Source organism: Sphingopyxis sp. H050 (genome assembly GCF_001468265.1).
Taxonomy (GTDB): domain Bacteria; phylum Pseudomonadota; class Alphaproteobacteria; order Sphingomonadales; family Sphingomonadaceae; genus Sphingopyxis.
In genome coordinates this window covers 168,014-190,328 of sequence record NZ_LNRZ01000006.1, presented here as the reverse complement: position 1 = coordinate 190,328, position 22,315 = coordinate 168,014, and the positions used below count along the sequence as shown (strand labels likewise).

The 22,315-nt window shown below is 66.3% G+C and carries 29 protein-coding genes; 23 read left to right on the top strand and 6 right to left on the bottom strand.

All coding sequences use genetic code 11. The features are described 5' to 3' along the window. Positions 1-254: 254 nt before the first annotated feature. The 6 genes from ATE67_RS13855 to ATE67_RS13830 all read right to left on the bottom strand — a co-directional run bounded on the left by ATE67_RS13855 (position 255) and on the right by ATE67_RS13830 (position 2,493). The gene (locus ATE67_RS13855) at positions 255-599 is read right to left on the bottom strand and encodes a hypothetical protein (protein ID WP_058817273.1); all 345 of its coding nucleotides are present in this window, start codon (positions 597-599) and stop codon (positions 255-257) included. Continuing rightward, positions 596-907, bottom strand: a complete 312-nt coding sequence (locus ATE67_RS13850) for a hypothetical protein (RefSeq protein ID WP_058817272.1) — start codon at positions 905-907, stop codon at positions 596-598. Before ATE67_RS13850 ends, ATE67_RS13855 begins: the two co-directional genes overlap by 4 nt. Beyond that, a complete protein-coding gene (locus ATE67_RS13845) occupies positions 904-1,269 on the bottom strand; it encodes a hypothetical protein (protein ID WP_058817271.1) in 366 nt (121 codons plus the stop codon). The genes ATE67_RS13850 and ATE67_RS13845 overlap by 4 nt, the downstream gene beginning before the upstream one ends. Next, entirely contained in the window at positions 1,266-1,529 is a 264-nt protein-coding gene (locus ATE67_RS13840; protein WP_058817270.1) for a hypothetical protein, read from the bottom strand. The genes ATE67_RS13845 and ATE67_RS13840 overlap by 4 nt, the downstream gene beginning before the upstream one ends. Beyond that, complete coding sequence (locus ATE67_RS13835) at positions 1,526-1,918, bottom strand: hypothetical protein (RefSeq protein ID WP_058817269.1); 393 nt, start codon at positions 1,916-1,918, stop codon at positions 1,526-1,528. The genes ATE67_RS13840 and ATE67_RS13835 overlap by 4 nt, the downstream gene beginning before the upstream one ends. Before the next feature lie 194 nt (positions 1,919-2,112). Then, positions 2,113-2,493: a helix-turn-helix domain-containing protein gene (locus ATE67_RS13830; protein WP_082660377.1), complete on the bottom strand. Its 381-nt coding sequence runs from the start codon at positions 2,491-2,493 to the stop codon at positions 2,113-2,115. A 65-nt stretch (positions 2,494-2,558) separates the two neighbouring features. Between ATE67_RS13830 and ATE67_RS13825 the strand changes: the two genes are divergently transcribed. The 23 genes from ATE67_RS13825 to ATE67_RS13725 all read left to right on the top strand — a co-directional run bounded on the left by ATE67_RS13825 (position 2,559) and on the right by ATE67_RS13725 (position 22,313). Next, positions 2,559-2,798 (top strand): helix-turn-helix transcriptional regulator, encoded by a 240-nt coding sequence (locus tag ATE67_RS13825; protein ID WP_058817267.1) that lies wholly within the window; start codon positions 2,559-2,561, stop codon positions 2,796-2,798. Beyond that, positions 2,798-3,043, top strand: a complete 246-nt coding sequence (locus ATE67_RS13820; RefSeq protein ID WP_058817266.1) for a hypothetical protein — start codon at positions 2,798-2,800, stop codon at positions 3,041-3,043. The genes ATE67_RS13825 and ATE67_RS13820 overlap by 1 nt, the downstream gene beginning before the upstream one ends. Positions 3,044-3,071: 28 nt before the next feature. Next, on the top strand, positions 3,072-3,392 hold the full coding sequence (locus ATE67_RS13815; protein ID WP_058817265.1) for a hypothetical protein: 321 nt from the start codon (positions 3,072-3,074) through the stop codon (positions 3,390-3,392). A 3-nt stretch (positions 3,393-3,395) separates the two neighbouring features. After that, complete coding sequence (locus ATE67_RS13810) at positions 3,396-4,508, top strand: DUF7146 domain-containing protein (RefSeq protein ID WP_082660376.1); 1,113 nt, start codon at positions 3,396-3,398, stop codon at positions 4,506-4,508. 2 nt (positions 4,509-4,510) lie between these two features. Then, entirely contained in the window at positions 4,511-6,478 is a 1,968-nt protein-coding gene (locus tag ATE67_RS13805; RefSeq protein WP_058817263.1) for a hypothetical protein, read from the top strand. Further along, complete coding sequence (locus ATE67_RS13800; RefSeq protein WP_058817262.1) at positions 6,478-6,864, top strand: DUF4326 domain-containing protein; 387 nt, start codon at positions 6,478-6,480, stop codon at positions 6,862-6,864. The genes ATE67_RS13805 and ATE67_RS13800 overlap by 1 nt, the downstream gene beginning before the upstream one ends. Then, on the top strand, positions 6,861-7,004 hold the full coding sequence (locus ATE67_RS21445) for a hypothetical protein (RefSeq protein WP_156417027.1): 144 nt from the start codon (positions 6,861-6,863) through the stop codon (positions 7,002-7,004). Before ATE67_RS13800 ends, ATE67_RS21445 begins: the two co-directional genes overlap by 4 nt. A gap of 228 nt (positions 7,005-7,232) precedes the next feature. Next, a complete protein-coding gene (locus ATE67_RS13795) occupies positions 7,233-7,604 on the top strand; it encodes a hypothetical protein (RefSeq protein ID WP_058817261.1) in 372 nt (123 codons plus the stop codon). Between the two features lie 52 nt (positions 7,605-7,656). Further along, complete coding sequence (locus tag ATE67_RS21440; RefSeq protein WP_156417026.1) at positions 7,657-7,839, top strand: hypothetical protein; 183 nt, start codon at positions 7,657-7,659, stop codon at positions 7,837-7,839. Positions 7,840-8,457: 618 nt separating this feature from the next. After that, positions 8,458-9,138 (top strand): hypothetical protein, encoded by a 681-nt coding sequence (locus tag ATE67_RS13790; protein ID WP_058817260.1) that lies wholly within the window; start codon positions 8,458-8,460, stop codon positions 9,136-9,138. A gap of 346 nt (positions 9,139-9,484) precedes the next feature. Next, complete coding sequence (locus ATE67_RS13785) at positions 9,485-11,059, top strand: hypothetical protein (RefSeq protein WP_058817259.1); 1,575 nt, start codon at positions 9,485-9,487, stop codon at positions 11,057-11,059. 4 nt (positions 11,060-11,063) lie between these two features. Then, on the top strand, positions 11,064-11,294 hold the full coding sequence (locus tag ATE67_RS13780) for a hypothetical protein (protein ID WP_058817258.1): 231 nt from the start codon (positions 11,064-11,066) through the stop codon (positions 11,292-11,294). A 9-nt stretch (positions 11,295-11,303) separates the two neighbouring features. After that, positions 11,304-11,840, top strand: a complete 537-nt coding sequence (locus ATE67_RS13775) for a hypothetical protein (RefSeq protein WP_058817257.1) — start codon at positions 11,304-11,306, stop codon at positions 11,838-11,840. A 19-nt stretch (positions 11,841-11,859) separates the two neighbouring features. Then, positions 11,860-13,500 (top strand): portal protein, encoded by a 1,641-nt coding sequence (locus ATE67_RS13770; protein WP_058817256.1) that lies wholly within the window; start codon positions 11,860-11,862, stop codon positions 13,498-13,500. After that, positions 13,490-13,789, top strand: coding sequence for a Bbp19 family protein (locus tag ATE67_RS13765; RefSeq protein WP_058817255.1), 300 nt, complete (start codon positions 13,490-13,492; stop codon positions 13,787-13,789). The genes ATE67_RS13770 and ATE67_RS13765 overlap by 11 nt, the downstream gene beginning before the upstream one ends. Then, on the top strand, positions 13,782-14,750 hold the full coding sequence (locus tag ATE67_RS13760; protein WP_058817254.1) for a hypothetical protein: 969 nt from the start codon (positions 13,782-13,784) through the stop codon (positions 14,748-14,750). Before ATE67_RS13765 ends, ATE67_RS13760 begins: the two co-directional genes overlap by 8 nt. A gap of 194 nt (positions 14,751-14,944) precedes the next feature. Further along, positions 14,945-15,865 carry a phage capsid protein gene (locus ATE67_RS13755; protein ID WP_058817253.1) on the top strand — a complete coding sequence of 307 codons (921 nt, stop codon included), beginning with the start codon at positions 14,945-14,947 and terminating at the stop codon, positions 15,863-15,865. 74 nt (positions 15,866-15,939) lie between these two features. After that, on the top strand, positions 15,940-16,377 hold the full coding sequence (locus ATE67_RS13750) for a hypothetical protein (protein WP_058817252.1): 438 nt from the start codon (positions 15,940-15,942) through the stop codon (positions 16,375-16,377). Positions 16,378-16,455: 78 nt separating this feature from the next. Then, positions 16,456-17,064, top strand: a complete 609-nt coding sequence (locus ATE67_RS13745; protein ID WP_058817251.1) for a hypothetical protein — start codon at positions 16,456-16,458, stop codon at positions 17,062-17,064. Then, the gene (locus ATE67_RS13740) at positions 17,064-19,286 is read left to right on the top strand and encodes a hypothetical protein (RefSeq protein WP_058817250.1); all 2,223 of its coding nucleotides are present in this window, start codon (positions 17,064-17,066) and stop codon (positions 19,284-19,286) included. Before ATE67_RS13745 ends, ATE67_RS13740 begins: the two co-directional genes overlap by 1 nt. Further along, a complete protein-coding gene (locus tag ATE67_RS13735; RefSeq protein ID WP_058817249.1) occupies positions 19,283-19,738 on the top strand; it encodes a hypothetical protein in 456 nt (151 codons plus the stop codon). The genes ATE67_RS13740 and ATE67_RS13735 overlap by 4 nt, the downstream gene beginning before the upstream one ends. Further along, a complete protein-coding gene (locus ATE67_RS13730; RefSeq protein WP_058817248.1) occupies positions 19,738-20,253 on the top strand; it encodes a hypothetical protein in 516 nt (171 codons plus the stop codon). The genes ATE67_RS13735 and ATE67_RS13730 overlap by 1 nt, the downstream gene beginning before the upstream one ends. After that, positions 20,253-22,313 carry a hypothetical protein gene (locus ATE67_RS13725; RefSeq protein WP_058817247.1) on the top strand — a complete coding sequence of 687 codons (2,061 nt, stop codon included), beginning with the start codon at positions 20,253-20,255 and terminating at the stop codon, positions 22,311-22,313. Before ATE67_RS13730 ends, ATE67_RS13725 begins: the two co-directional genes overlap by 1 nt. The last annotated feature ends 2 nt before the right edge of the window (positions 22,314-22,315 follow it).

The following is a 22,315-nucleotide window of genomic DNA, read 5'->3' as shown; positions in this document are numbered from 1 at the left end:
AAGGGAAGGGTTCCGATCGGCGGCAGGATCCGGCGCGCGAGCTCCCGCGACGCCGGGGGTCGTTTCGATGATGTCGCCGCCCGCCCGGGGGAGGAGTGGGCGAGCGGCGACGGCCGACGCGGGACCAATCGCATCGGGATCAGGAAGGTGAAGGTCGGGGCGGCAACGCGGGCAACGGCAATTGTCCCACAGCGCGGCCGTGCAGATCTGCGCGCGACTGGCGGGGCGATGCATGGTGCGCGGCGCGGCGGGGATCATCGGCCGATGCCCCGATCAAGCGTCGCGGCCACGTCGGCCGCGTTGGTTCCGCAGATGCCGGCGACATCACGCGAAACGCGATCGCGCCACTGGCGCCAGTCGCGTTGATAGGCGAGCCCCAGCTGTGTCAGGCGCAGGAACGGCATAGACAAAGTTGCCGGGTGATCTCGATCGTGCAGATACTCGCGACGGATCAGGCCCATGGCGATCAGCGAAGTGACGGTAGGGCCGCGCACCTTGTGGCGCTTCGCCAGGTGCGTCTCATGGAGCGGCGGAGCGAAATCCAGCGCGTCGATGCATCGCAGCTGGGCGGTCGAGAGAGTGGACCAGTCGGTGGTCACCGCGGGCCTCCGCACATGACGGCGAAGGCGGCCGTGCCGAGCCAGACGGCGGCCATGAAGGCGCCGGCGGCGACGAGGCGGCGCCATCCGATCGACCGGATCAGTGCGACGGGGTCGCCGATCGCGTCGGTATCGTCCGATGCCTGAAGGTCCTCCGCCGGCGCGAGCTGCATCTCGCGGAGGGCGTCGCTGTGGCTGGCGCGGTTGAACGCCTCGAGCTCGGCGCGGTTGAACATCGCCAGATCCTCGCTGTAGGCGTCGTCGACCAGGCGCAGGACGCGGGCTTGCTGCGAAAGACCGCCGTTCATTTACCGGCTGCCTTCGCATTGGCGATGATGGTGTCGGCCATTAGCTGCGCTTCGTTCTCGATCACCGCCGCCATGTTGAGCAGCTCGGCGCCGAGCTCCCGCAGCATTGTCGGCGTCATTTCGAGCGCGACGCCGGTGCCCCGCATCTTGAGCATGAAGCAGCCTATATGGCTGATCATCTGCGTGCCGCTGTGGAGCTGCCGCCGCGCGAGGTTCATTTCGAGCGCGGGGAAATACAGCGTATCCTCGAAAAGAAAGGGCTCGGACGCGGTGGCGTATTCGGGATCCGCGCGGGGTCCTACCTCGCGCTCGAAGTAGCCCGGCGCGTTTTGATAAGTGTCCCTGGGGGGGGGCATGGTCATGCTGCGATCCTTTCGGGATGGTGGAGCGCAATCGCGGCGAGCAGCTGGTCGCTGCCCTGCTTCGCGGCGCGGCAGGCGAAGGCGTGATCGGCCTTGCCGTCGTAGTTGGAGATCGTCGTTTCGACGCGGCGCGGCGGGCAGTTCAGCTTCAGCGCGATCCGCTTGTACGACAGGCCGGCGTCCCATTCGGCCATGATCGCGCGCTCGAGCGCGGTCATGCCGGTGTAGCCGTGCGGCTCGAGGTCGACGCAGCCGGTCATGCCGCGCCGCCGTCGATCATGTGGAGGCCGAGCGCCCGGGCCCGTTCGTCCATGATCGCTTCGCCGGCGCGCTGCTCGGCGACGTCGGCCGCGGCGGCGCCGGGGGGCAGAAGATCCTCGAACCACTGGTCGACCAGATGGCGCGGCCAGCGGCTGCCGCGGTGGACGTCGCCCGAGAGCGAGCGCTTTCCGGTCGCGCGATCGCGGACGGGCAGCGGCAGCGGCTGGGGAAAGCGCGCCTGGGCGATCAGATCGCGGATGTAGGCGAGCTGCCAGTTGAGGCTGCGCGCGCGGGTGCCGTGCTGTTCCTGCCCCAGGCGCCGGACGATGTCGCCGACGCCATAGGTCGGCGGCAAGCGCACGGCCTGGACGAAGATTGGGTGGTGCATGATGCCCTCCGTTGGTTCAACGGGGGCGATTACGTAAACGAAACGCTTACACGGTCAAGCTAAAAAATAAGCGTTTCGCTTACAAAAGAGAACGTTGCAGGAACGCTTTTGCGACGAACCGAGCCAAATTTGTAAGGAAATCGCATATTTTGTGCCATTTTGGCGGTGTTTTCGCGCGATCAGCCATGCGCAGGTCAGGCAGCATCGCGGCCATTGTCGACTGGGTGGTCGCGGAAAGGCAGAAGGACGTCGGCGACGCGCTGCAGCTCGTCGCGGCCGCGATCGTCGCCGGCGCGAAATTGCTGGATCAGCGCCCATTCCTCTTCGGTAAGCGCGCGCGGATTGTCCTCGACCGGCAGCAGGTCGGCGGGGGTTACCCCCAGTGGCCCGGCAAGCCGTCGCATCCAGTCCTGGTCGAGCTTTGGCTTGCCGCGCTCGAGGCCAGACACCTGCATCTTGCTGCAGCCGACCTCATCGGCCAGCCGCTGCTGCGACCAGCCCTTGGCCAGCCGAAGTTCGCGGATACGGTTAGGATTTTCGTCCATCGCCGCGAAATGTAAAACATCTGCTGACATATAGTGAGCAATGGACCGCTTACGGGGGCTTGTCAAAATGTAAATGAAACGCTTACAAGCGCGCCATGGTTAATCTCGGTGCGCAGAAGCTCGCAAAATATCGTGGCGATGCCTCCATGGAGGCGGTCGGCGCGGAAATCGACGTCGGTCGCATGACCTGGCATGGCTGGGAGCACGGCAACCGTATCCCGTCAAAGGGGATGATGATCAAGCTGGTCGCGCTGGTCCCCGGCCTCGATGCCGGCGATTTTTATCGCGAGCCCGCGGCCGATCGTTCCGAAATCGCGCAATCGGAAGCCGCCTGATGGCCGGCGCCGATGCCCCTCGAGCGGCGGATGGTCCGGGCGTGGATGGCCCGCCGTTCGAGGGGCCGATGCATTTCGGATCGGGTTTCTGCGCGCTCGACGCGCATATCATCCTGATCCACCGCGGCGAGGTGTTGCGGATGCCGCTGGCGACGGCGATCGCGATGCGCGACGCCCTGACCCGCGCGATCGACATCCCGGTGCGCGCGGCGGAACTTGCCGCGTTCGATCGGGACAGCGGCTGATGGCCGGGCCGAAGGAAGGCGGCCGATAATGGCCGCGGGGGGAGCAGGCAAGCCGAAGCGTTTCCATCTGGACAGCGCGACGGGCGCCTATGAGAACACCGGCGAGGATCCGCTGCAGCCGATCGAGCACAAGGTCATGGACCTGTGGGATGCCGGCCTGTCCTATGACGATATCGCGCTGCGTTCGGGCATGTCGCGCACGTCGGTCATCAACATGGTCAGCTATCTGGACGATCGCCCCGATCCGCGGGACGCGGCGCGGCTGAAGGCGCAGCGCGATGCGTGCGCCGAGCTGGCCGCGCGGATCCGGCAATTCTTTCCGCACATCGCGCTGCAGTCGAAGGCCTGACGCATGGCGGGCGGGCAATCACGGCGGCCTTTGATCGAGGTCAGCGAAATCGAGACGCAGCTGGAAAAGCGGATCGAGAGCCTGGTCGGCGCACTGCTGCCCAATGCAGTCAAGATCGGCAAGGAAATGTGCGTCGGGTCGATCCATGGCGAACCGGGGCAGAGCCTGCGGATCCACGTCGGCAGCGGTTCGCGGCGCGGTTGGTGGGTCGATTTCGCGGGCGGCGATGACAAGGGCGACGCGCTGAAGCTCGTCGCGGTCGTGCGGTTCGGCGGCGACATCAAGAAGGCGGTCGCCTGGGCGAAAGGCTGGCTGGGCCTCGACGACAGCGACCCGGCGCGGGTCGAACAGGTGAAGTTGGAGGCGAAAGCGCACGCGGAGGAAAAGGCGCGCGCCGCGGCGATCGAAGAGGAAAAGGCGCGCAAGGGCGCGCGGCGCATGTGGCACAAGGCCACGCCGCTGCAGCGTGGCGACCTGGTCGACCTGTACCTGCAGCGGCGGGGCATCGATCTTGCCAGGCTGGGCCGTGCCCCGGGTGCGATCCGGTTCAATCCCGAGCTGCAATATGGCTGGGGCGACCAGTCGCCGCGGTTGCCGGCGATGGTCTCGATGATCACCAACCTGGCGGGCGAGCATATCGCGACGCATCGCACCTGGCTGAAGCCAGATGGGAGCGACAAGGCGGGGGCGGCCGAGCTGGGCCTCGACGATCGCGGGCGGCCGAACGACGCCAAGAAGGTGCGCGGCAAATATCTGGGCGGCCATATTCCGGTGTGGAAGGGCGCGCAGGCCTGCCCGCTGCGCGACGTCGCCGAAGGGACCGACGTCTATGTCAGCGAAGGCATAGAGGACGGGCTGACCGCGGCGATGGCGGATCCGTCGCTGCGCATCATTGCCATGATCGCGCTCGGCAATCTCGCCGCGCTCGAGCTGCCGCCGCAGATCGGGCGGCTGATCATCCTAAAACAGAATGATCCGCCGGGGTCGAAGGCCGACCAGGCGATGAAGCGCGCGGTGTCGCATCATCGCGCGGCGGGGCGGCGGGTCTGTTTCGTGACGCCCCCCAAGGGCGTGAAAGATCTGAACGTGCTGACTGACATGCGGGGAGCGGCCTGATAATGGCGAATGAGGGGATCGAGCAGGTACGCGCCGCGCTTGAGGATATTTACGAACCGCCGATCGACGACGACGCCGGCGACGATCAGGGCGGCGGTTTCGGGCCGCCGCGTGTCATGCCTGACGATTGCCCCGTCGTGCCGGTCGGAACGCATGACGGGATATTCTATTTCCTGACGACGCTGGGCGAGCTGCGCGGGCTGGCGGCCGACAAGGTCGCCAACAAGCATATCGTCGCGATGTTCGCGCCGGACAGCCAGTATCTGATCGATACCTGGCCACGCAAAAAGGAAGTGAAGCGCCTCGACAAGGAAACCGGCGAGGAAATCACCGAATGGATCGTGACCGGCTGGCGCCCCGACGATGTCGCGATGCTGTTGATGGACGTCGCGGCCGCCAAGGGCGTGTGGGACATGCGCGAGAAGGTGCGCGGGCGCGGCGCGTGGCTCGGCGACGACGGCGCGCTGATCCTGCATAGCGGCAACCATGTGCTGATCGACGGGGCGTGGAAGCGGCCGGGCGAATATCATGGCATGGTCTATCCGACCGCGCCCCCGGGCCCCAAACCCGCCGGCAACGGCGTCGCCGGCGTACCGGCGGCCGAGCTGGCGCCCAAGCTGGTCGCGTCCTTGCGCGCGCGCGGCGTCGAGATCGCCGACGACGTCGGCGCCGGTCCGCTGATCTTCGAGCTGATCCGCACCTGGAACTGGGCGCGCCCCGACATCGACCCGCATCTGCTGGTCGGATGGATCATGTGCGCGCCCTTCGGCGGCGCCTTCGATTATCGCCCGCTGGTCTGGATCACCGGCGACAAGGCGACGGGCAAGAGCGCGCTGCAGAAGCTGCTCGCCTATCTGCTCGGCGACGGGGGGCTGCTGCAGTCGCCGGACGCGACCGAGGCGGGCGTGCGCCAGGTGCTGGGGCAGCAATCGCTGCCGGTGGCGATCGACGAGGCCGAAGCCGACGCGAACAACAGCAAGATCCTGGCGCTTGTCCGCCTGGCGCGCCTGGCGGCGTCGTCGCAGGGCGACCTGCTGCGCGGCGGGCAGGATCACAAGGGGCACAATTTCAAGGCGCGGACCTGTTTCCTGTTCACATCGATCCTGGTCCCCCCGATTCCGCCGCAGGACAAAAGCCGCCTGGCCGTCCTCGAGCTGGGCGAGTTGCCCGGCGAGCTGCGCGAACCCGACATGGACAAGCGCGAGATCGCGGCGCTGGGTGCGCAGCTGCGCCGCGAGTTCGTCGACCTGTGGCGATGGTGGCCCAAGATGCTTGCCAGCTACAAGAACACGCTGATCGACAATGGCGGGCACGGCGGCCGCGTCGCCGACCAGTTCGGCACGCTGCTCGCCGCGGCGCACATGGTGCTGAACGCCGAAGAGCAGGACGCGAGCGAAATCTTTGCCTGGGGCGATCGCCTGTCGATTACCACGCTGGCCGAAGCGGCCGACAACGAGAGCGAAGCGGTTCTGTGCGTCCGACACCTGATGTCGACGCTGGTCAACCTGCAGGGGCATGGCACGCCGCGCCTGGTTTCGTCCTGGCTGTGGCAGGCGGCGCAGCCGGTGCCCGATTACATGATGGCAGGCACGGCGGCGGCCGACGAGGTCCACGATCTGAAGCGGGCGGCGAACAAGATGCTCGAGAAGATCGGCATGAAGGTCATTGTCGCCGGCGCCGCGAAGGCCGGGGTGGGCGACGACGGGCGGCCGAAGCCGGTGCCCGGCAGGCAATATGTCGCGATCGCGAGCAAGCATCAGGGGTTGGCGCGCCAGTTCGAGGGTGAGCGCTGGGCCGCCGGCGTCTGGTCGCAGGCGCTGAAGCGGCTTCCCGGGGCGCTGGCCAACCAGACGCAGCGGATCGGCAACGCGCCGGCGAAATGCACGCTGGTGCCCGTCGACGTGCTCGAGCTCGGCGCCGACGACGATCCGCTGGTCGAGAACGCCGCGGCCGAGATGGAGCGGGTGTGATGACAAGGCGGCCGCAGCGCGTGCAGCTATCGAACCTGCGCGATTTTCGCCTGCCCGACAACAGCGTGCGGGTGCATCGCGGGACCGAATGGGAAAATCCCTATTGGGTCGAGCGCGATCCTGAAGATGGCGGGCCGCTTCTGCTCGGCCCCGGTGCGCGGTTGATGAACTATGTCGGCGACTGGGCAGACGATCCTACGACGTGGGCCAATGTTCATTCGCGCGCGCTCGAGCTGTTCCGGCGCGACATCGAGGGGCGCGACCTGTCGGCGCTGCGCGGCAAGAATATCGCCTGCTGGTGCCCGATCGGCCATCCCGATTGTCATGGCGAGATCTATCTGCAGCTGGCGAACGCGCCGGCGGGCGAGCAGGGCGCGCTGCTGTGAAGTGGCGCGCGATCGTCATGGCGCCCTGGGCATGGTTCGGCCTGCTGCGCACGGTCGACCGCCGCGACGTCATTCACGCGATCGGCGATGAGCGGGTGTCGAAGCGTCGGCGCCGGCGGTTGAGAGGGAAGGGACGGTGAGCGCAGCTGGACGTCTGGATATTCGGAAGCAATTGCTTTTTGTCGCCTTGGAGGGCGAAACAATCGTCACCCTCGATGGCATTGCCGCGACGGCCCGCTGCTCAACGCAGTTTGCGGCGCGTGAGCTGAAGCGACTAGGTTGGTGAAAGGTTTCCGGCGGATATCGGCGGCCGCAAAGCTACGGACCTGAGCGATAGCACTCTATCTGCTTGCCCTGATGTTCCCATAATGTTCTACGCTCGCGCGATGCTGCGCGAGTCGGTCACGCTCAAGGATCTCGACGATCGGCACCAGGACGTGCGCGCCTGGTGCTTTGCGTGCGCGCGCGGCACGGTGATCGACAGCATCATCTGGCAGCGCTTCGCGGCGCGCGGTTGGCCGCAGGATCTGGCATCGGCGGCGGCGCGCTTCACCTGCAGCGCGTGCCGATCGGCCAATCATGTCGCGCTCTATCCGACGCGTCGGCCGCCGGCGCCGCCGAACGCACCTTCGCTCCTGGTCGAGCGTTTTTTCTTCGATGTCCGCAGCCTTCGCAAGAAGCGCGATCCGATCGCCGAGCGCGCGATCGCGCGACTGGTCGATCAGTGGCGCCGGCGTTGACCGCCCCGACCCCGTTGTGGCAGCTAGGCGACGCAGCTGCAGGGGATGGCCGATGTCGACGAGCTCGAGCAACGCGGGACCATTTGAGGCCTATCAGGGCGAGGAAGTAGAAACGGCGCCGGTCAAAGCAGCGGGGCATGAAGAACAAGAACCCGCCAGCATGATTGCTGTTGCAGCATTGCTATTAATCGCGGCGTTACTTGCGTTCTTCGCGTGGCGTCGCCGATCTAAATAGCTTCAGCGGCCAGCGGCGCGTCCCGTTCGATCTTTAGATCGATAAGGGATGCGGCGCGGTGCGGCCGCTGTCCTTCCGATCTTCCCCTTCGCGGCCAGGCGCGCGCAGCGCGCCGGTGCGGCCGCGTCATCATCGTCTTTCCCTCTCCCGATCGCCCCGACCCGGTCGCCGGGCAGTCAATCGATCCATATCGCTTGCGCCCCTACCCCTTTCGGTGCATGCAAGAGGCCGAGGGGCGGCGCGGGTGTCTGTTACCGCCTGGGTGAGGGGTGGTAACGCCCTTGGTAACGGCGAAAAGTAACGCCGATCTATCTGAAATCGCTAATAAAATTGCGCGCGTTACCTCGTTACCGCCTTCGCGCGCGTGTCATATGCATGCGCGCACGCGCGGGCGCGCGCACGTATAGGGATAGGGATATAATCGGTAACACTGGTAACATATATCTATTTTCCTTAATTATCATAGCTTTAGGCGTTACCTTTTGGCGTTACCTCCGCTTTCCCGCATTGGTAACGAGGTAACGCTCGGTCGCGATCGCGCGCCGTCGCCTATTTGGAGCAGCCCGCGCCGCTCATGTTAGCCGCTTCGCCTCTTGGTCAATCTAGGGGTGATTTGGGGTGTCGAGCGCGGGCGAGGCGGGCGTTTTTTCCGGCGATGGCGACGGCGGCCGCGCCGCGATCGATGCGGCGCGGCGCGAGTTCGACCAGGCGCGCGAGCCTGCGCCGCAGCTGCCGCTGATCGCCGATGGCGACCTGCCGCCGGTGCCCGACCTCGCCGAAAGCGACGCCTATGTGTCGCTCCCCGACGCCGCCGAGATCCTGCAGCTGCAGATGGCGAACGGCGGTGACCTGCACCGCGCCGTCCAGGAGCACCGCCGGCTGAAGGGCGAGGGTGGGCGCAAGCCGGGGTCGAAGAACCGCCAGAACCGCGCCTTTCAGGAGTATCTGCTGCAATTCGGGCCGCAGCCTGGGGTGACGCAAATGCGGTTCCTGGGGCGACCGGTCGAGCAGCTGGCGGCCGAGCTCGGATGCTCGAAGCTCGAGGCCGCGCAGCTGCAGATCCGCTGCGACGACAACCTGCTGCCCTATTTCGCGTCGAAGATGCCGGTGGCGGTCGCGCATCGCTTCGAGGGCGACGTCACGATCAACTTCTTCGACGGCGCGACCGGCATGATCGACGGGGGCGAGCTGCTGCCCGAGAGCGCCGATGGCGACCTGTTCGGCGGCATGGGCTTCGCCGATGCAGAAACGGCGGATTTCTGCGCCTCTCCGAGCGACGATGAAGAGCGTTCGGAATGACAATTTCGGAACGGGCAGCGCATCGCATTGATAAAGCGCGGCAATCTGGCCCGTCCCTTCAGGTTTCGCACCTTCACGCTGGCCGCACCCCCGGGGGCCTTTCCCTGGGCCGATCGGAGCGCCACCCCCCGCCCCCCCCCAGCGGCCTTTCGGTTCTCGCTCCGGGGGTCGCGCCCGAGACATTCCACGTTTTTGGGCCGATCGGCGGCAGCATGGCGGACGCCAGCGGCGATTTTCGTCGCCTCGACCACTTGGTCGCATCGGCGAAGGCTCCCGCCGGCGTATCGGGTAGGGGTAAGACTGCTTCGGCGCGCGAACCCGGGGCCCGACCAATGGGGTCGGGGGCATGACGGCGGCGATCAGGCAGATGAAGCCGGTGGGGCCGAAGGCATCAGCCTTCATCGCGAGCACGGCTTTCATCACCGGCATAATGGGGCCCGTCGGCGGTGGCAAGACGGTTGCAGGCATCGCGCGATGTTTTCGCCTGGCGCACGCGCAGCGGCCGGTTTGGGACGAGGGCCGGCGCTGCTACGTCAAGCGCTGCCGCATCGCCGCGGTGCGCGACACCTATCCGAACCTCGACCGCACGCTGATCAAGACCTGGCACCAATGGGTACCGAAGGAAATCGGCAAATGGTCGGGCGAGGCCCCGCGAACCCACAATTTCACGATCAATGTCGGCCGCCCGGGCCAGCGCGGCTTTCACCAGATCGACATGGAGATGATCTTCACCGCGATCGGCGACCACAGCGTCGAGGACGTGCTGCGCGGCTTCGAGCTCACCGGCCTGTGGGGCAACGAATGGGATCTGCTTCCGCCCGATCTGCTCGAGTTCGGCGTCGGCCGTGTCGGCCGCTATCCCGCCGAGGTGCAGGGTGGCTGCTCGCTCGCGCAAATCTGGGGCGATTTCAACGCGCCGGACGAAGACAATCACATGTATTCGCTGTTCGTCGACAAGAAGATCGATCCCGAGCTCGCGGCGGCGATCGCAGAAGAGACGGGCGGGGAGCAAAAGCTGATCGAGTTTTTCGAGCAGCCCGGCGGCATGGATCCCGGCGCCGAGAACCTCCACAATCTGAAGGGCGGCCGAAACTATTACATCAAGCAGGCCGCGCTGATGTCGCCCGACAAGAAACGGCGCATGGTCGACAACAAGTTCGGCGCGGTGCGCGACGGGATGCCGGTCTATCCCGAGTTCAGCAATACAAGGCATGTCGCGGAAGCGCCACTCGAGCCGATCCGGGGCTTGCCGTTGCGGATCGGCATCGATGCCGGACTGACGCCGGCGGCCGTGATCGGCCAGCATACCAAGTTCGGCCAGACCCGGCTAATAGCGGAGCTCGCGACCTTCCTTGAGGAAGATGACCAGCTCGCGTCGGTCGGACCAACGGCGTTTGGGGAGGCGCTCGCAGACCTGCTGGCCAGCCGGTTCCCAGGTTTCCCGGTTGAATTTGCGTTTGTCGACCCTTCGGCGGCGAAGGGTGTCGACGGTAGCGGCAACGAGCTGTCGTGGCTGCAGATCGCGGCGCGCGTGTCGAAGCTGAAGATCCGACCCGCGCCGGTTCCTAACAACGACCTGACAATCCGCCTGGAGGCGGTGCGGCGCCCGCTGACAAAGACGATTGAAGGCGGCCAGCCTGCCCTGCTGATCTGCCCGACGCTGAAGATCCTGCGGCGCGGCTTCAACAGCGGGTACAAATTTCGCCGCACGATGATCGCCGGAAAAGAAGGGCGATACGAAAATAAGCCGGTCAAGAACCAGTACAGCCACGTTCACGATGCCGCGCAGTATCTGATGGTCGGCAGCGGCTGGGGCCGCATTTCGGGTGCGGCGGTGGGTGGCGGGCGTGCCGACTATTTGGAGCAGGGCGGGCGGAGCGTCGTAACGGTCGACGCCGATTACGATCCGTTCGGAGGATAACGCCATGTCCGGTGTAGCCAAAGCCCTGATCTCGCCGCTCGGCGCCGCGGTCGGCCTGTTCAAGAAACCCAAGATCCCCGCACCGGCGCCTGCGCCGACGCGCGACGATGCCGCCCGCGCGGCGATGAAGGAAGACAGCCTTCGCAAGCGCCGCGGCGGCGCCGCGGACATTCTGACGGGCGCCGGCGGGGCCGAGGCCGCGGCCACCGGCGTCAAAACCCTCGTCGGCCAATAGGAGCCTGACATGACCGACACGAAACCGACGCCGGCGCCGGCGGCCGATACCGCCAAGGATGACGCCAAGGCCGCTGCAGCCGATGCCGCCGCGAAGCGTGAGGGCTTTGCCGATGCCGCCGCAAAGGTCGCCGCGACGAAAGCCGCCGCGGCGAAGCCGCGCAAACCCCGCGCGCCTGCGAAACCGCAGCTGGACGCGGCCGCTTCGATCGCGAAGCTGAAGGCCGGTGCGGCCGAGGTCATCAATGCCGCGGTCGAAAAGGGCGACGAGCTCACAGTCGCGCTCGGCAATGAGCGCGGTCCCGCGAAAGTGATCGAGCCGCTGCCCGCGCCGCTCGAGCCGAACCCGGTTCGGCGCGGCGGCAAGTGGCAGGTATCGCGCCCGATCGTCCACAACACCCACACGCTGCCCCGAACGACGCAGTTCACCCATGTGTGGCTGATGAACGGGCAACGCCCGCTGGACGTCAACGAGCTCGGTTCGCCGGTCGGTCTGAACCCGGGCCAGCAGCTCGAGTTCAAGCGCGGCCAGCTGACCTTCGGCTGATAGCGGAACGGGGCGCGCGATGAGCGAGACGGAGATCGTCGAAGAGATCCTGCAAAAGCAGATGGAGCTCGAGAGCGATCGCGCGCCCTGGGAGCCGATCTGGCGCGAGGTCGATGAACGGGTCAACCCGATCGGCGAAGGCGGCTTTACCGAAAAGTCGAAGGGAGCGGTGCGCGGCACGACGATCTTCGATCATACCGCCTCGCTAGGCCTCGATCGTTTCCAGGCCGCCTACACCGGCATGGTGATCCCGCGCGGGGAGCGGTATCAGCATGTCGTTTCGACCAGTGCCGCGCTCAATGAATTGCCCGCTTTCCAGCGCTGGGCCGAGTTGGCGACCGACCGGCTGTTCGCCGCGCGATATCGCCCCGCCGCCGGCTTCGAGCCCGAGGCCGGGATGAACGTCCGTTCGATCGGCAGCTATGGCAATGGTCCATTCTGGACCGATCATCGCCCCGGCCACGGCCTGTTCTACAAGGCGCTTCACCTGTCCGAGGTGTATGTCGACGAGGATTTCACCGGACGCATCGACACGGTGCATCGCAAGTTCAAGCGCACCGCTCGCCAGGCGCGCCAGATGTTCGGGCCCGACAATCTGTCGGCGGGGATCCTAAAGGCGATCCGCGACAACAAGCTCAGCCAGGAATTCACTTTCCTCCACGTCATCCGCCCTCGCGCCGAGCGCGACCCCAGCCGCTTCGATTTCCGGCGCCTGCGCTTCGAGAGCCGCTACATTTGCGTCGAGGACAAGATGCAGCTGCGCGAGGGCGGCTATAACAGCATGCCGATCGCCTTCTCGCGCTATGTCACCGGGCCGCGCGAACGATATGGCCGATCCCCAGCGATGCAAGTCATGGGGTCGATCCGCACCGTCAACGAGATGATGAAGACGCTGTTGCGGGCAGGCCACAAGGCGGTCGATCCGCCGCTGCTGACGCCAGAGGACGGCGTTCTGTCGAGGATCCAGACGAAGCCTGGCGGGATCAACGTCGGCGGGCTCGGCTTCGATGGTCAGCCGAACGTCGTTCCGCTGCAGACGGGCGGCAATCTGCCGATCGGCATGGAGCTGCTCAACAATGAGCGCGAGCCGATCCGTGATGCATTTCTCGAAAAGGTCTGGTCGCTGGTGCTCGAGCGTCGCGATCGGATGACCGCGACCGAAGTGCTCGAGCTGACGCGCCTGCAGGGAATGTTGCTCGCGCCGAGCGCAAGCCGCGGCGAAACCGAATGGCTGTCGCCACAGACCGAGCGTGAGCTCGAGATCCTGCTCGACGTCGGCGACATTCCGCCGCCTCCCCCCGAAATGGAAGAGGAAGGGGCGAGCATCAAGCTGGTCTATGACAATCCGCTGACCCGCGCGGCCCGGGCGGAAGAGGCGATCGGTTTCGGTCGTTTCGTCGAAATGCTGACCCCGGCGGCGTCGATCGCCGGCGCCGAGGTCTATGACGTCGTGAATTGGCAGCGCGCCCCGCGCGAGCTCGCGAAATCGCTGGCGATCCGTCAGGCGTATCTGTCGACGCCCGACGAGGTCGCGGCGAAGGGCGAGGCCCGCGCCGAACAGCAGGCCGCGCAGTCGGCGATCGCGCAGCTGGTCCAGGGCAGCCAGGCCGTGAAGAATTTGTCGGCCGCGCGCGGCGAGGAGACGGCTGTTGGCATCTGACCCCGTTGCGCCGGATTTTCTCGAGCTGGTGCAGAAATCGTGGAACGCCCGCCGGGCGCTGCATTACCAGCGCGTCTTTCTGGACAATGACGGCACGGTGAGCCTGTCGGGCCGCAAGGTGCTGGCCGACCTGCGCAAATTCTGCCGGGTCGACCGTTCGACGTTTGAAGCGGATCCGCGCGTCCACGCGCTGCTCGAGGGGCGGCGTGAGGTCGCGCTGCGGATCCTGACCATGATCGGTTTGAAGGGCGAGGATCTCGCCCCATTTGTGGAGGTGAGCGATGAGTGATGGTGCGGGGGCGGCAGCGGCCGCCGGCGGCGAGGGTGAGGCGGGGGGCGGCGCGGCTGCTGCAGGGGGCGGCGCCGCGGCGCTGCTCGGCGGGCAGGGCGGCGAGGCGGCAGCCGGCGCCGGCGGCGGCGGCGAGCAGGCCGGGCAGGGCGGCGGCGAAGCTGCCGCGGCCGAATGGCTCGGCATCTTCAGCGACAAGGCCGCCGGTGAAGGGCAGACCGCATCCCGCGACTGGGTGAAGTCGAAGGGCTTCAAGGATCCCGACGCGATGGTGTCGAGCTATCGCGAGCTCGAGGGCAAATTCCTGTCGGGCGACAAGATTGTTCTCCCGAAGGAAGGCGACGGCGCCGAGGTCGTGGAGGCATTTCACAAGGCGATCGGGCGTCCCGACGCGGCCGACGGTTATGACCTGAAGCTCGGCGAGGGCGAGGAAGTCAACGAGGATCTCGCAAAGGTCATGCGCGAAGCGGCGTTCAAGGCGGGTGTTCCCGCCAGCATGTTTGCCGCCATGGCCGAGCCGTTCAACGCCTATATGCGCGATGTGCTTCAGAACCACGAAGCCGCCCAGGTGCAGCAGCGCGAAGCCGGTGTGGCCGAATACAGGACCGAGGTCGGCGACAAGTTCAACACTCACATCGCCGCGGGCAACAAGGCGATGCGGCTGCTCGAGCTGTCGGGCGAGGATATCGCCGGCATCGAGCAGGGGCTCGGCACGAAAAAAACGCTCGCGCTCTTTGCCAAGCTCGGCATGGGCATGGGCGAGGACATCCTGCTCGACGCCGGCGGGCGGCCGAAATTCAGCCTCTCGAAAGAGGAAGCGCAGGCCAAGCTCGATATGCTGGGTAAGCAGGAAGGCTATCTCGAGAAGCTCAAGAGCGATCCCAAGCTGAAGGCCGAGCGCGAGCACCTGCTGACTATCGTCGCGTCGGCGGAAGCGCGTGAGCGCGAGGCTCGAGGCTAGCCGACTATTTGGAGCAGGGGTGGCATGTAGCGTTATGCCGCCCCTGTCTGACAAGCCGGTGCGCGATCGCGCCGCCAGGCCCGGACTAGGGGGCATGAGAATGGCCCCGTCCAGCGGGACGTCACCCGCCAGAGAGGCCCGGCCCTAGCGGCTGACAAGCCCTTCGCAAATTCCTGAAATTTACGGAGGCAACCATGTCCCAGTTCGTAACGCAGATGCACCGCACCAAGTACAACGACAGCGTCAAGCTGGCGCTGCAGCAGAAGGACAGCCGTCTGCTGAAGACGGTTACCGATATCGATGGCAGCGGTGAGCTGCTCAAGATCGACGATCTGATCGGCGAGGCCGATTATTACAAGAAGACGTCGCGGCACGAAGACACCAAATATGTCGACACCCCGCACGATGGCCGCTGGCTCGCGATGCCCGACCCGATCGTCTATTCCGACCTGGTCGACAAGGAAGACAAGCTCGCTTCCGGTATCGAGATCGAGGGCAAGTATGTGAAGGCCGGCGCCGCGGCGATCGCGCGTGGTACCGATGCCGAAATCATCACCGGGATCTTCAGCGTCGCCCAGACCGGTCTGAAGGGCACGATCCTGACCCCGTTCGACAACAACAATGTCGTGCCGGTCAACGAGGGCGGCGGCGGCAACGTCGGCCTGACGATCAAGAAGCTGAATGCCGCGAACGAAATCCTCCGCGCCAACGACGTCGATCTCGACGAAGAGGAGCTGTGGATGCCGATCACGGCAAAACAGAACAGCGACCTGCTCGCCCAGATCGAGACGGTGAACAAGGATTACGGCGCCACGGGCATGGAAATGACCAACGGCATGGTCCGCAAGCTGTTCGGCTTCAATTTCGCGCACATCGAGCTGTCGAACCCTCGCCTGAAGGAAGCGGCCGCCCTCACTCTCACCGGCGGCGGCTATCGCAAGGTGCCCTTCTATTCGAAGACGGGCATCGTCGCGGCCTTCTGGGAGCGGCAGTTCGACAGCGTCGACCAGCTGCCGACCAAGCATTTCTCCGCGCAGGTCTATGCCCGCCGCCAGGTGGCCGCGACCCGCAGCGAGGAAGGCAAGGTCGGCTACATCGAGTGTCTCGAGGCGTAGGCCTGGGTCGCACCGGGCGGGGCGCCGTTTCGGCGGCGTCCCCCAAGTGTTCCACTTTTCAAGGATAGCAAATCATGGCTAATACCTACTCTCGCGAAACCGCCGCCTCGCTGGGCGCCGCCGCTTACGCAAAGTCGGACGGGCGCGTGCTCCAGGCGAAGCTGAAGCGCCTGCGCGCGACCATCGACTATGACGGTCAGGCCAACGGCGACACCATCACGCTCGGCAAGCTGCCGCCGGGCGCCTCGTTCGCGTTTGGCGTCATCACCGCGAAGGCGACCTTCGGCGCCGCCGCCACGCTCGCGATCGGTGTCGTCGGTGACGCGACGGCGTTCCGCGCCGCCGCCATCTTCACCGCGGCGGACACGCCCACGTTGTTCGGTATCGCGGAGGACATCGCCGCGGCCCCGTTCACCGAAGAAAAGACGGTGATCGCGACCGTCGGCGCCGCAGCGGCCCCGAACAGCGCCGACTACCTTGTCGTCGATATCTTCTACTCCGACGCCGTCTGACCTTGCCAGGCGCGTCCGGGGCGGCGGTTACACCTCCCGCCGCCCCGGTTTCGCCGTCGAGGTGTGCCGAGGGGTGATATGGATCGCGTCGAGATTTCCAACCTTGCGCTGTCGAAACTAGGCGAAGACGATCAGCTGATCGATCCCGACGACGACACCAAGCCCGCGCGATCGATCAAGGCGGTCTGGAACAGCGTCCGCGACGCGGTGCTCCGGCGCCACCTGTGGAATTTTGCGATGAAGCGCGTCAAGCTGTCGCGCCTGAACCCCGCGCCGATCTTCGGTTTCGCCCACCAGTATCAGCTCCCCGACGATTTTATCCGGCTCGACATCGACGCGCTCGACACATGCGTTATGCGCAAATGGTCGCTTGAGGGCAGCCGCCGCCTGCTCTGCGACGCCCCCGGGCCGATCGAGGTCCGCTATGTCGCGCGCATCGCCGAAACCGGAGACTGGGACGCGCTGTTCGTCGAGGCCTTTGCCTGCCGCCTGGCGTACCAGGTCGCCGATCGGCTGACCGGCGATCGCGGCCGCAAGCAGGATTGCTATTCGGCCTATGTCGCCGCGATCCGCGAAGCGACGGGCGTCGATGGCCGCGAAAACCCGCCCGTCGACCTGATGGACAGCAGCTGGGTCACCGCCCGCGATGAAGGGGGGCCGTCCTACCCGGGCAGCTATACAGGCTGATGGGCACCACGGCGTACCGGCTGCAGGACAGCTTCAACGGGGGCGAGGTGTCGCGCCGGCTGCAGTCGCGGCCGACGCTGTCGATCTATAACATCGCGGCGGCCGAGATCCGCAACATGGCGGCGTCGGTCGAGGGCGCGATCGTCAAGCGGCCGGGCACCTGGTATCGCGCGGCGGCGCTCGCGTCGTCGACCTGGCTGACGCCCTATGCGTTCAACGCGACCCAGGCCTATGTGCTGGTGTGGAGCGAGGGCGCAATCCGCTTCGTCACGAACAATGCGCTGCTCGAGGTCGCCGGCGTTCCGGTCGAGGTCGCCGTGCCCTATACCGCCGCCCATGCACCGAGCGTCTGGCGCTGGAAATCGTTCGATACCCAGTATCTCGCGCATGGCAGCTATCCCTTCGCGTCGCTGAAGCGCACGGCGGCCGATGCCTTCACCTATCAGGTCGAGACGCTGAAGGGCGGGCCGTTCGGCGACATCAACCAGGACGAAACCAAGACCCTGACCGTGACCGGCGTGCTGACGGTCGGCGGCGCCGTGTCGGTCGAAGCCAATACCAATCGCTTCAATGCGAACATGGTGGGCGGGCACATCCTGGTCGAGGCGGCCGATTTTGCCGATGTGATGGCCTGGCAGACCGGCGTCGACGGGATCGTCGCCGGCACTCTCCGGCGCAGCGAGGGCCGCGTCTATGAGGCGCTGAGCGGCACGCGCACCGGAACCGAGGCGCCCTTTCACCTGCGGGGCGACCAGTGGGACGGCGACAATATCGGTGAGGACATCAACGGCAAGGGTCCGTTCGGGGTCAAGTGGCGCTATCGTCACGATCGATACGGCATCGTGCGGATCACCGGCTATACCGACGCCAACACGCTGACCGGCGTCGTGGAGCGCGCAATCCCGTTGTCGCTGGCTGCCACCCCTACCTTTCGTTGGGCGAACAGCCTGTTTTCGGCCGATGCGGGCTTTCCCCAGCTTTGCTGCCTTTGGCGCGGCCGTCTGTGGCTGTTCCGCGATTTCGAGCTCGCGGGCAGCGTGTCGGCCTCTTACCGCGATTTCAGCGAGTTCGACGAGAGCGGGGCGCCGCAGCCCGACCAGGCCATCCGTCTGCGCATGGACATTCCCGATCGCGCGCTGTGGGTGCGCCCCGATCGCCAGGCGATGATCATCGGCACGTCGAGCGGCGAGTATGCGATCGGCCCGATCAATCCGAGCGAGCCCATTGCGGCCGACAATCTGCAGATCGTTCCCCAGAGCGGTCATGGTTCCACGCAGGTCGAGCCGCTCGGTACCGCCGCCGAGCTGATCTTCGCCCAGCGCGGCGGCCGCAAGCTGCGCGCGGCGACCTATGATTTCGGTCAGGATCGCTATCTGGCCGACAATATGACGTTGTGGGCGCGGCAGATCACGCGCGGCGGCATCCGTCAGCTCTGTTACCAGGCCGAGCCCGAAGAGCAGCTCTGGATGCTGAAAGGCGACGGCACGGCGGCGTCGCACCCCTATAATCCGGCGCAGGACACGAAGGGATGGTGCCCGTCGCTTTCGATCGAGGAAGCTACGATCGAAAGCATGGTGTCGGTGCCGTCGCCCGATGGTCAGCGCGACGATGTCTGGCTGTTGGTCGACCGCGACGGCGAAAAGTCGCTCGAGCAGCTCGCCGACTGGTGGGATGAAGAGGCGGGTCTTGTCGCGCAGGACGGGTGCCACCTCGACAGCGCGCTTGCCTATGACGGCGCGCCCGCCACCGTGTTCGGCGGGCTTGATCATCTGATCGGAAAAGAGGTCGGCATCCTGGCCGACGGCGCCGAGCTGCCGGTGCAAACCGTCGACGAAACCGGTTCGATCACGCTCACAGCTGCGCGCAGCCGGGTGACGGTCGGCCGCCTCTATACCGCTACCTTCACGACATTGCGCCCCGACGTTCCGCTGCGCGACGGATCTTCGATCGGCCGCATCAAGCGCGTTATCGGCCTGGTTGCCAGCCTGCTCGACAGCTTCGGTGTCCGTGCCGGCGACCGCGGCGGCAAGCTCGATCGCCTGGTCAATCGGGCGGCGACGGACCCGATGGACAGCGGCCCGTCGCTGTTTTCCGACTGGACCGAGGCAAAGGCGATCGGCGGCGGTAACAGCCGGCGCGGGCAGGTGACGCTCGAGGATCGATCGCCCTTCCCCTGGGTGCAGCCGGCGCTGATCAAAAAACTCGACATAGGTGAACAATGAGGGTCGAGATCCGCGCTCTCCTGCCGCTCGACGTGCTGGCGCTCGACCGCCTGCCGAATGTCGAGGGGCAGTTCGGGATCTACGAGCCGATCAAGAATATCGCCCACGGCCTCGAGCTGCAGGCGATGGGCCCCGCGTGGACCGCGGTCGGCGAGGACGGCACGATCTTGTGTTGCGCCGGTTTCGGTCAGGTCTTTGCCGATGTGCAGGCATCGGCCTGGGCGCTGTTCAGCCGCGAGTTCGCGACCAGCGCGCGCGCGCAGGCGGCTGTGATGCGCTTCATGCGCGACCGGATCGCCGAGGGGCCGTGGCGGCGGATCGAAGCGCTTTGCCGCGATGCCTATCCCGCGGAAGGGCGCTGGTTGGGGCGCGTCGGCTTCAGCCGCGTCGCGCTGCTGCGCGCATGGGGGCCGCATAGCGAGGATTACTGGCTTTTCGAGAGGGTGAACTGATGGCGCAAGCCGCAATTCCATTGATGGCCGCGGGGGCCCTGGTGAAGACGGTCGGCGGCCTGCAGGCCGCGAGCCACAATGCGCAGGTCGTTCGGGCCCAGGCGCAGGAAGAGCGCCAGCTGGGCGTCGCGGAGGTCGAGAAGATCCGGGCGAGCGCCCGCGCCGCCATGGGGCGCCAGATCATGGGGATCGCCGAAAGCGGCTTTCAGCCGGGCACCGGATCGGCGCGCACGGCGATCGAGGAGAGCCTGATCAATCGCGAGCTCGACATCATGCTGTCGCGGCGCACCACGGAAGGTCGCGCGCGCGGGCTCGACATGCAGGCAAAGCAGATCAAGCGCACGGCAGTTTTCAACGCGGTCGAGGGGCTGATCGGCGCCGCAGGGCAGATCGCCGGCTATCGTTCGGATTATTCCGCCGCGGGCAAGGCCGGCGGTTATGACGTCGGCAAGTCGAGCAACGTGGTCGACCCGCGCCGCTATGGTCAAAATCCCGATCCGATGGTGAAGTACTGATGGCGAGCCAACCGATGTTCGGCGGATATTCGTCGCAGCTGCAGCCGCAGCGCACGGCGACCGCGTTGCCGACCGCGACCCCTGAAGATTATGGCGCAGGCATCGGCGACGCGCTGCAGCGTGCGGGCGGCCTTGCGGGCCAGATCGCTGTTTCCGATCGCAAGCTCGAAACCGAGCGCGAATATGATCGGCAGACCACCGACGCGATGGTGCGCTGGGCCCAGATGAAGGAAGCCTATGGCGTCGCCGAGAACGAGGCGCGCGTCAACGCGCCTCCCGGCGCCGCCGGTTTTGCTAAGGACATGACGGCGATCGCCGACAAGCAGGGCGAGGAATTTCTCGGCGGGATCCAGCACGAGGGTTTGCGCCAAGCCTATCAGCAGCGGTTCGCCGAGTGGCGATCCGAACGGGCGACGACGGCCGATGCTTTCGAGCGCGGCCAGACAGCCAAGCTGATGGCCGACCAGATGGACGTGTCGGCCGACATCATCGCGAACAGCCTGCGCGGAAAGCCGCTGACCGACTATATCGAGGCGCTCGCGGATATCGAGACAATGGAAGCGCCGAAAGGCGTTCCCGGCGCCGCCGTGCTCGAATGGCGCCGCGGCGCCGCGCAGAAGGCGACAGTGAGCTGGCTGCGCGGGCAGGAGCCCGAGATGCGCAAGGCGATGCTCGACAGCCATACCTATGACGCGCTGTTGACCGCCGAGCAGATCGAGGGGCTCGGTAACGAGGCGGACAGCGATATCCGGCGCAAGCAGGTCGAGGCGGAGGCGGCGGCGCGCGCGGCCAAGGCCGACGCGATCGAGAAGATCGACGACGTGCGCGATCGCATCACGAACGGCTATGCGGTCACCGACGAGGAATATGCCGAGGCGACGGGGCTTGCCGAGCAATTTGATCTGAAGGACAGGCTGCGCGACCTGCGCGAGGGGGCGACGGCGAAACAGGTCAACAAGGAATGGCAGAACGCGACGCCGGCGCAGATCGACGCGCGCGTGAAGGTGCTCGACGCCGAAATCGCCAAGGCCGGTGAAAAGGCACCGCAGGCTTTGGTCGCCGAGCGCAAGGCGCTCACCGATCTGCTCTCCACCCGCACGGACCAGGTCAAGAAGGATCCGCTCGCCGCGGGGGCAGCCATGGGGATCGCCATCGGCCCGGTTGATTGGGCCGATCCGAAATCTGTTGCCGCGCGCCGCCAGGCGGCCGACGCAACGGCGCGCGCGATGGGGGTGCCGGCGAAATATCTGACTGACGAAGAGGCCGAGCAGCTGGGTGCGAATGCGTCGACGCCAGCTGGGCAGCTCGCGGTCGCGCGCCAACTTCGCCAGCTGGGCCCCGTCGCCGCCAAGGCGGCGGCGGGCCAGGTGCTGCCCGGGGACAGCCTCTTCGCCTATTCGATGGGTTTGCGTCCCGAGGTTCAGCAGGGGATTTTTCGAGGCAAGGGGCTGCGCAAGGAATATCCGGTCGCGGCGAAAGAAGCGCAGCAGATCTGGCGCGAGACAACGGGGAACGCTCTTGCCTCGATGCCGGCAGCTTCGCGCGAGGCCGCCTATCTGTCGGCCGTGGAGCTCTATCGCCAGTCGGCCTCGAGCAAGGGCAAGGACGAGTTCGACCCGGCCTTGTTCCGGGGGGCGGTGCGCGAAGCGCTCGGCGGCAATGTCAACGGCCGAACCGGCGGCGTCGGCGAGTGGAACGGCGCCAAGTTTCTGTTGCCGCCGACGATGTCGCAACAGCAGTTCGACGCCCGGCTGGGCGCATACAAACCGTCGCGCGCTTACCGCGGCGACAAGAGCCGCATCGGTGGCGACGAGTTACGCCAGCGCTTTTCGCCCGTCATGCAGCCGAACGGCAAATATCGCTTTGTCAGCGGCCGCGGCGAATATGTCGTGATCGAGGATGGCCGCACCCCGCTCGAGCTCGACGTGATGAAGCTCGGTCTGCCTGCAGCGCCGCCTGCGGCGGCCCGGGCTGCCGGGGCGAAACCCAAAGGCCCCGTCTATGTCGCGCCGCCTGCGCCCGATATTCAGGGACCGAAATCGGCCTATGAGGGGCTGTAGCG

Excerpts from the sequence above, each read along its gene's own strand:
- ATE67_RS13830 (WP_082660377.1), bottom strand. The coding sequence starts at position 2,493 with ATGTCAGCAGATGTTTTACATTTCGCGGCGATGGACGAAAATCCTAAC.
- ATE67_RS13755 (WP_058817253.1), top strand. The coding sequence starts at position 14,945 with ATGTCCCAGTTCGTAACGCAGATGCACCGCACCAAGTACAACGACAGC.
- ATE67_RS13795 (WP_058817261.1), top strand. The coding sequence starts at position 7,233 with ATGTTCTACGCTCGCGCGATGCTGCGCGAGTCGGTCACGCTCAAGGAT.
- ATE67_RS13800 (WP_058817262.1), top strand. The coding sequence starts at position 6,478 with ATGACAAGGCGGCCGCAGCGCGTGCAGCTATCGAACCTGCGCGATTTT.
- ATE67_RS13805 (WP_058817263.1), top strand. The coding sequence starts at position 4,511 with ATGGCGAATGAGGGGATCGAGCAGGTACGCGCCGCGCTTGAGGATATT.
- ATE67_RS13750 (WP_058817252.1), top strand. The coding sequence starts at position 15,940 with ATGGCTAATACCTACTCTCGCGAAACCGCCGCCTCGCTGGGCGCCGCC.
- ATE67_RS13740 (WP_058817250.1), top strand. The coding sequence starts at position 17,064 with ATGGGCACCACGGCGTACCGGCTGCAGGACAGCTTCAACGGGGGCGAG.
- ATE67_RS13835 (WP_058817269.1), bottom strand. The coding sequence starts at position 1,918 with ATGCACCACCCAATCTTCGTCCAGGCCGTGCGCTTGCCGCCGACCTAT.
- ATE67_RS13810 (WP_082660376.1), top strand. The coding sequence starts at position 3,396 with ATGGCGGGCGGGCAATCACGGCGGCCTTTGATCGAGGTCAGCGAAATC.
- ATE67_RS13745 (WP_058817251.1), top strand. The coding sequence starts at position 16,456 with ATGGATCGCGTCGAGATTTCCAACCTTGCGCTGTCGAAACTAGGCGAA.
- ATE67_RS13825 (WP_058817267.1), top strand. The coding sequence starts at position 2,559 with ATGGTTAATCTCGGTGCGCAGAAGCTCGCAAAATATCGTGGCGATGCC.
- ATE67_RS13770 (WP_058817256.1), top strand. The coding sequence starts at position 11,860 with ATGAGCGAGACGGAGATCGTCGAAGAGATCCTGCAAAAGCAGATGGAG.
- ATE67_RS13815 (WP_058817265.1), top strand. The coding sequence starts at position 3,072 with ATGGCCGCGGGGGGAGCAGGCAAGCCGAAGCGTTTCCATCTGGACAGC.
- ATE67_RS13845 (WP_058817271.1), bottom strand. The coding sequence starts at position 1,269 with ATGACCATGCCCCCCCCCAGGGACACTTATCAAAACGCGCCGGGCTAC.
- ATE67_RS21440 (WP_156417026.1), top strand. The coding sequence starts at position 7,657 with ATGTCGACGAGCTCGAGCAACGCGGGACCATTTGAGGCCTATCAGGGC.
- ATE67_RS13780 (WP_058817258.1), top strand. The coding sequence starts at position 11,064 with ATGTCCGGTGTAGCCAAAGCCCTGATCTCGCCGCTCGGCGCCGCGGTC.
- ATE67_RS13850 (WP_058817272.1), bottom strand. The coding sequence starts at position 907 with ATGAACGGCGGTCTTTCGCAGCAAGCCCGCGTCCTGCGCCTGGTCGAC.
- ATE67_RS13760 (WP_058817254.1), top strand. The coding sequence starts at position 13,782 with ATGAGTGATGGTGCGGGGGCGGCAGCGGCCGCCGGCGGCGAGGGTGAG.
- ATE67_RS13730 (WP_058817248.1), top strand. The coding sequence starts at position 19,738 with ATGGCGCAAGCCGCAATTCCATTGATGGCCGCGGGGGCCCTGGTGAAG.
- ATE67_RS13840 (WP_058817270.1), bottom strand. The coding sequence starts at position 1,529 with ATGACCGGCTGCGTCGACCTCGAGCCGCACGGCTACACCGGCATGACC.
- ATE67_RS13785 (WP_058817259.1), top strand. The coding sequence starts at position 9,485 with ATGACGGCGGCGATCAGGCAGATGAAGCCGGTGGGGCCGAAGGCATCA.
- ATE67_RS13735 (WP_058817249.1), top strand. The coding sequence starts at position 19,283 with ATGAGGGTCGAGATCCGCGCTCTCCTGCCGCTCGACGTGCTGGCGCTC.
- ATE67_RS13725 (WP_058817247.1), top strand. The coding sequence starts at position 20,253 with ATGGCGAGCCAACCGATGTTCGGCGGATATTCGTCGCAGCTGCAGCCG.
- ATE67_RS13820 (WP_058817266.1), top strand. The coding sequence starts at position 2,798 with ATGGCCGGCGCCGATGCCCCTCGAGCGGCGGATGGTCCGGGCGTGGAT.
- ATE67_RS13775 (WP_058817257.1), top strand. The coding sequence starts at position 11,304 with ATGACCGACACGAAACCGACGCCGGCGCCGGCGGCCGATACCGCCAAG.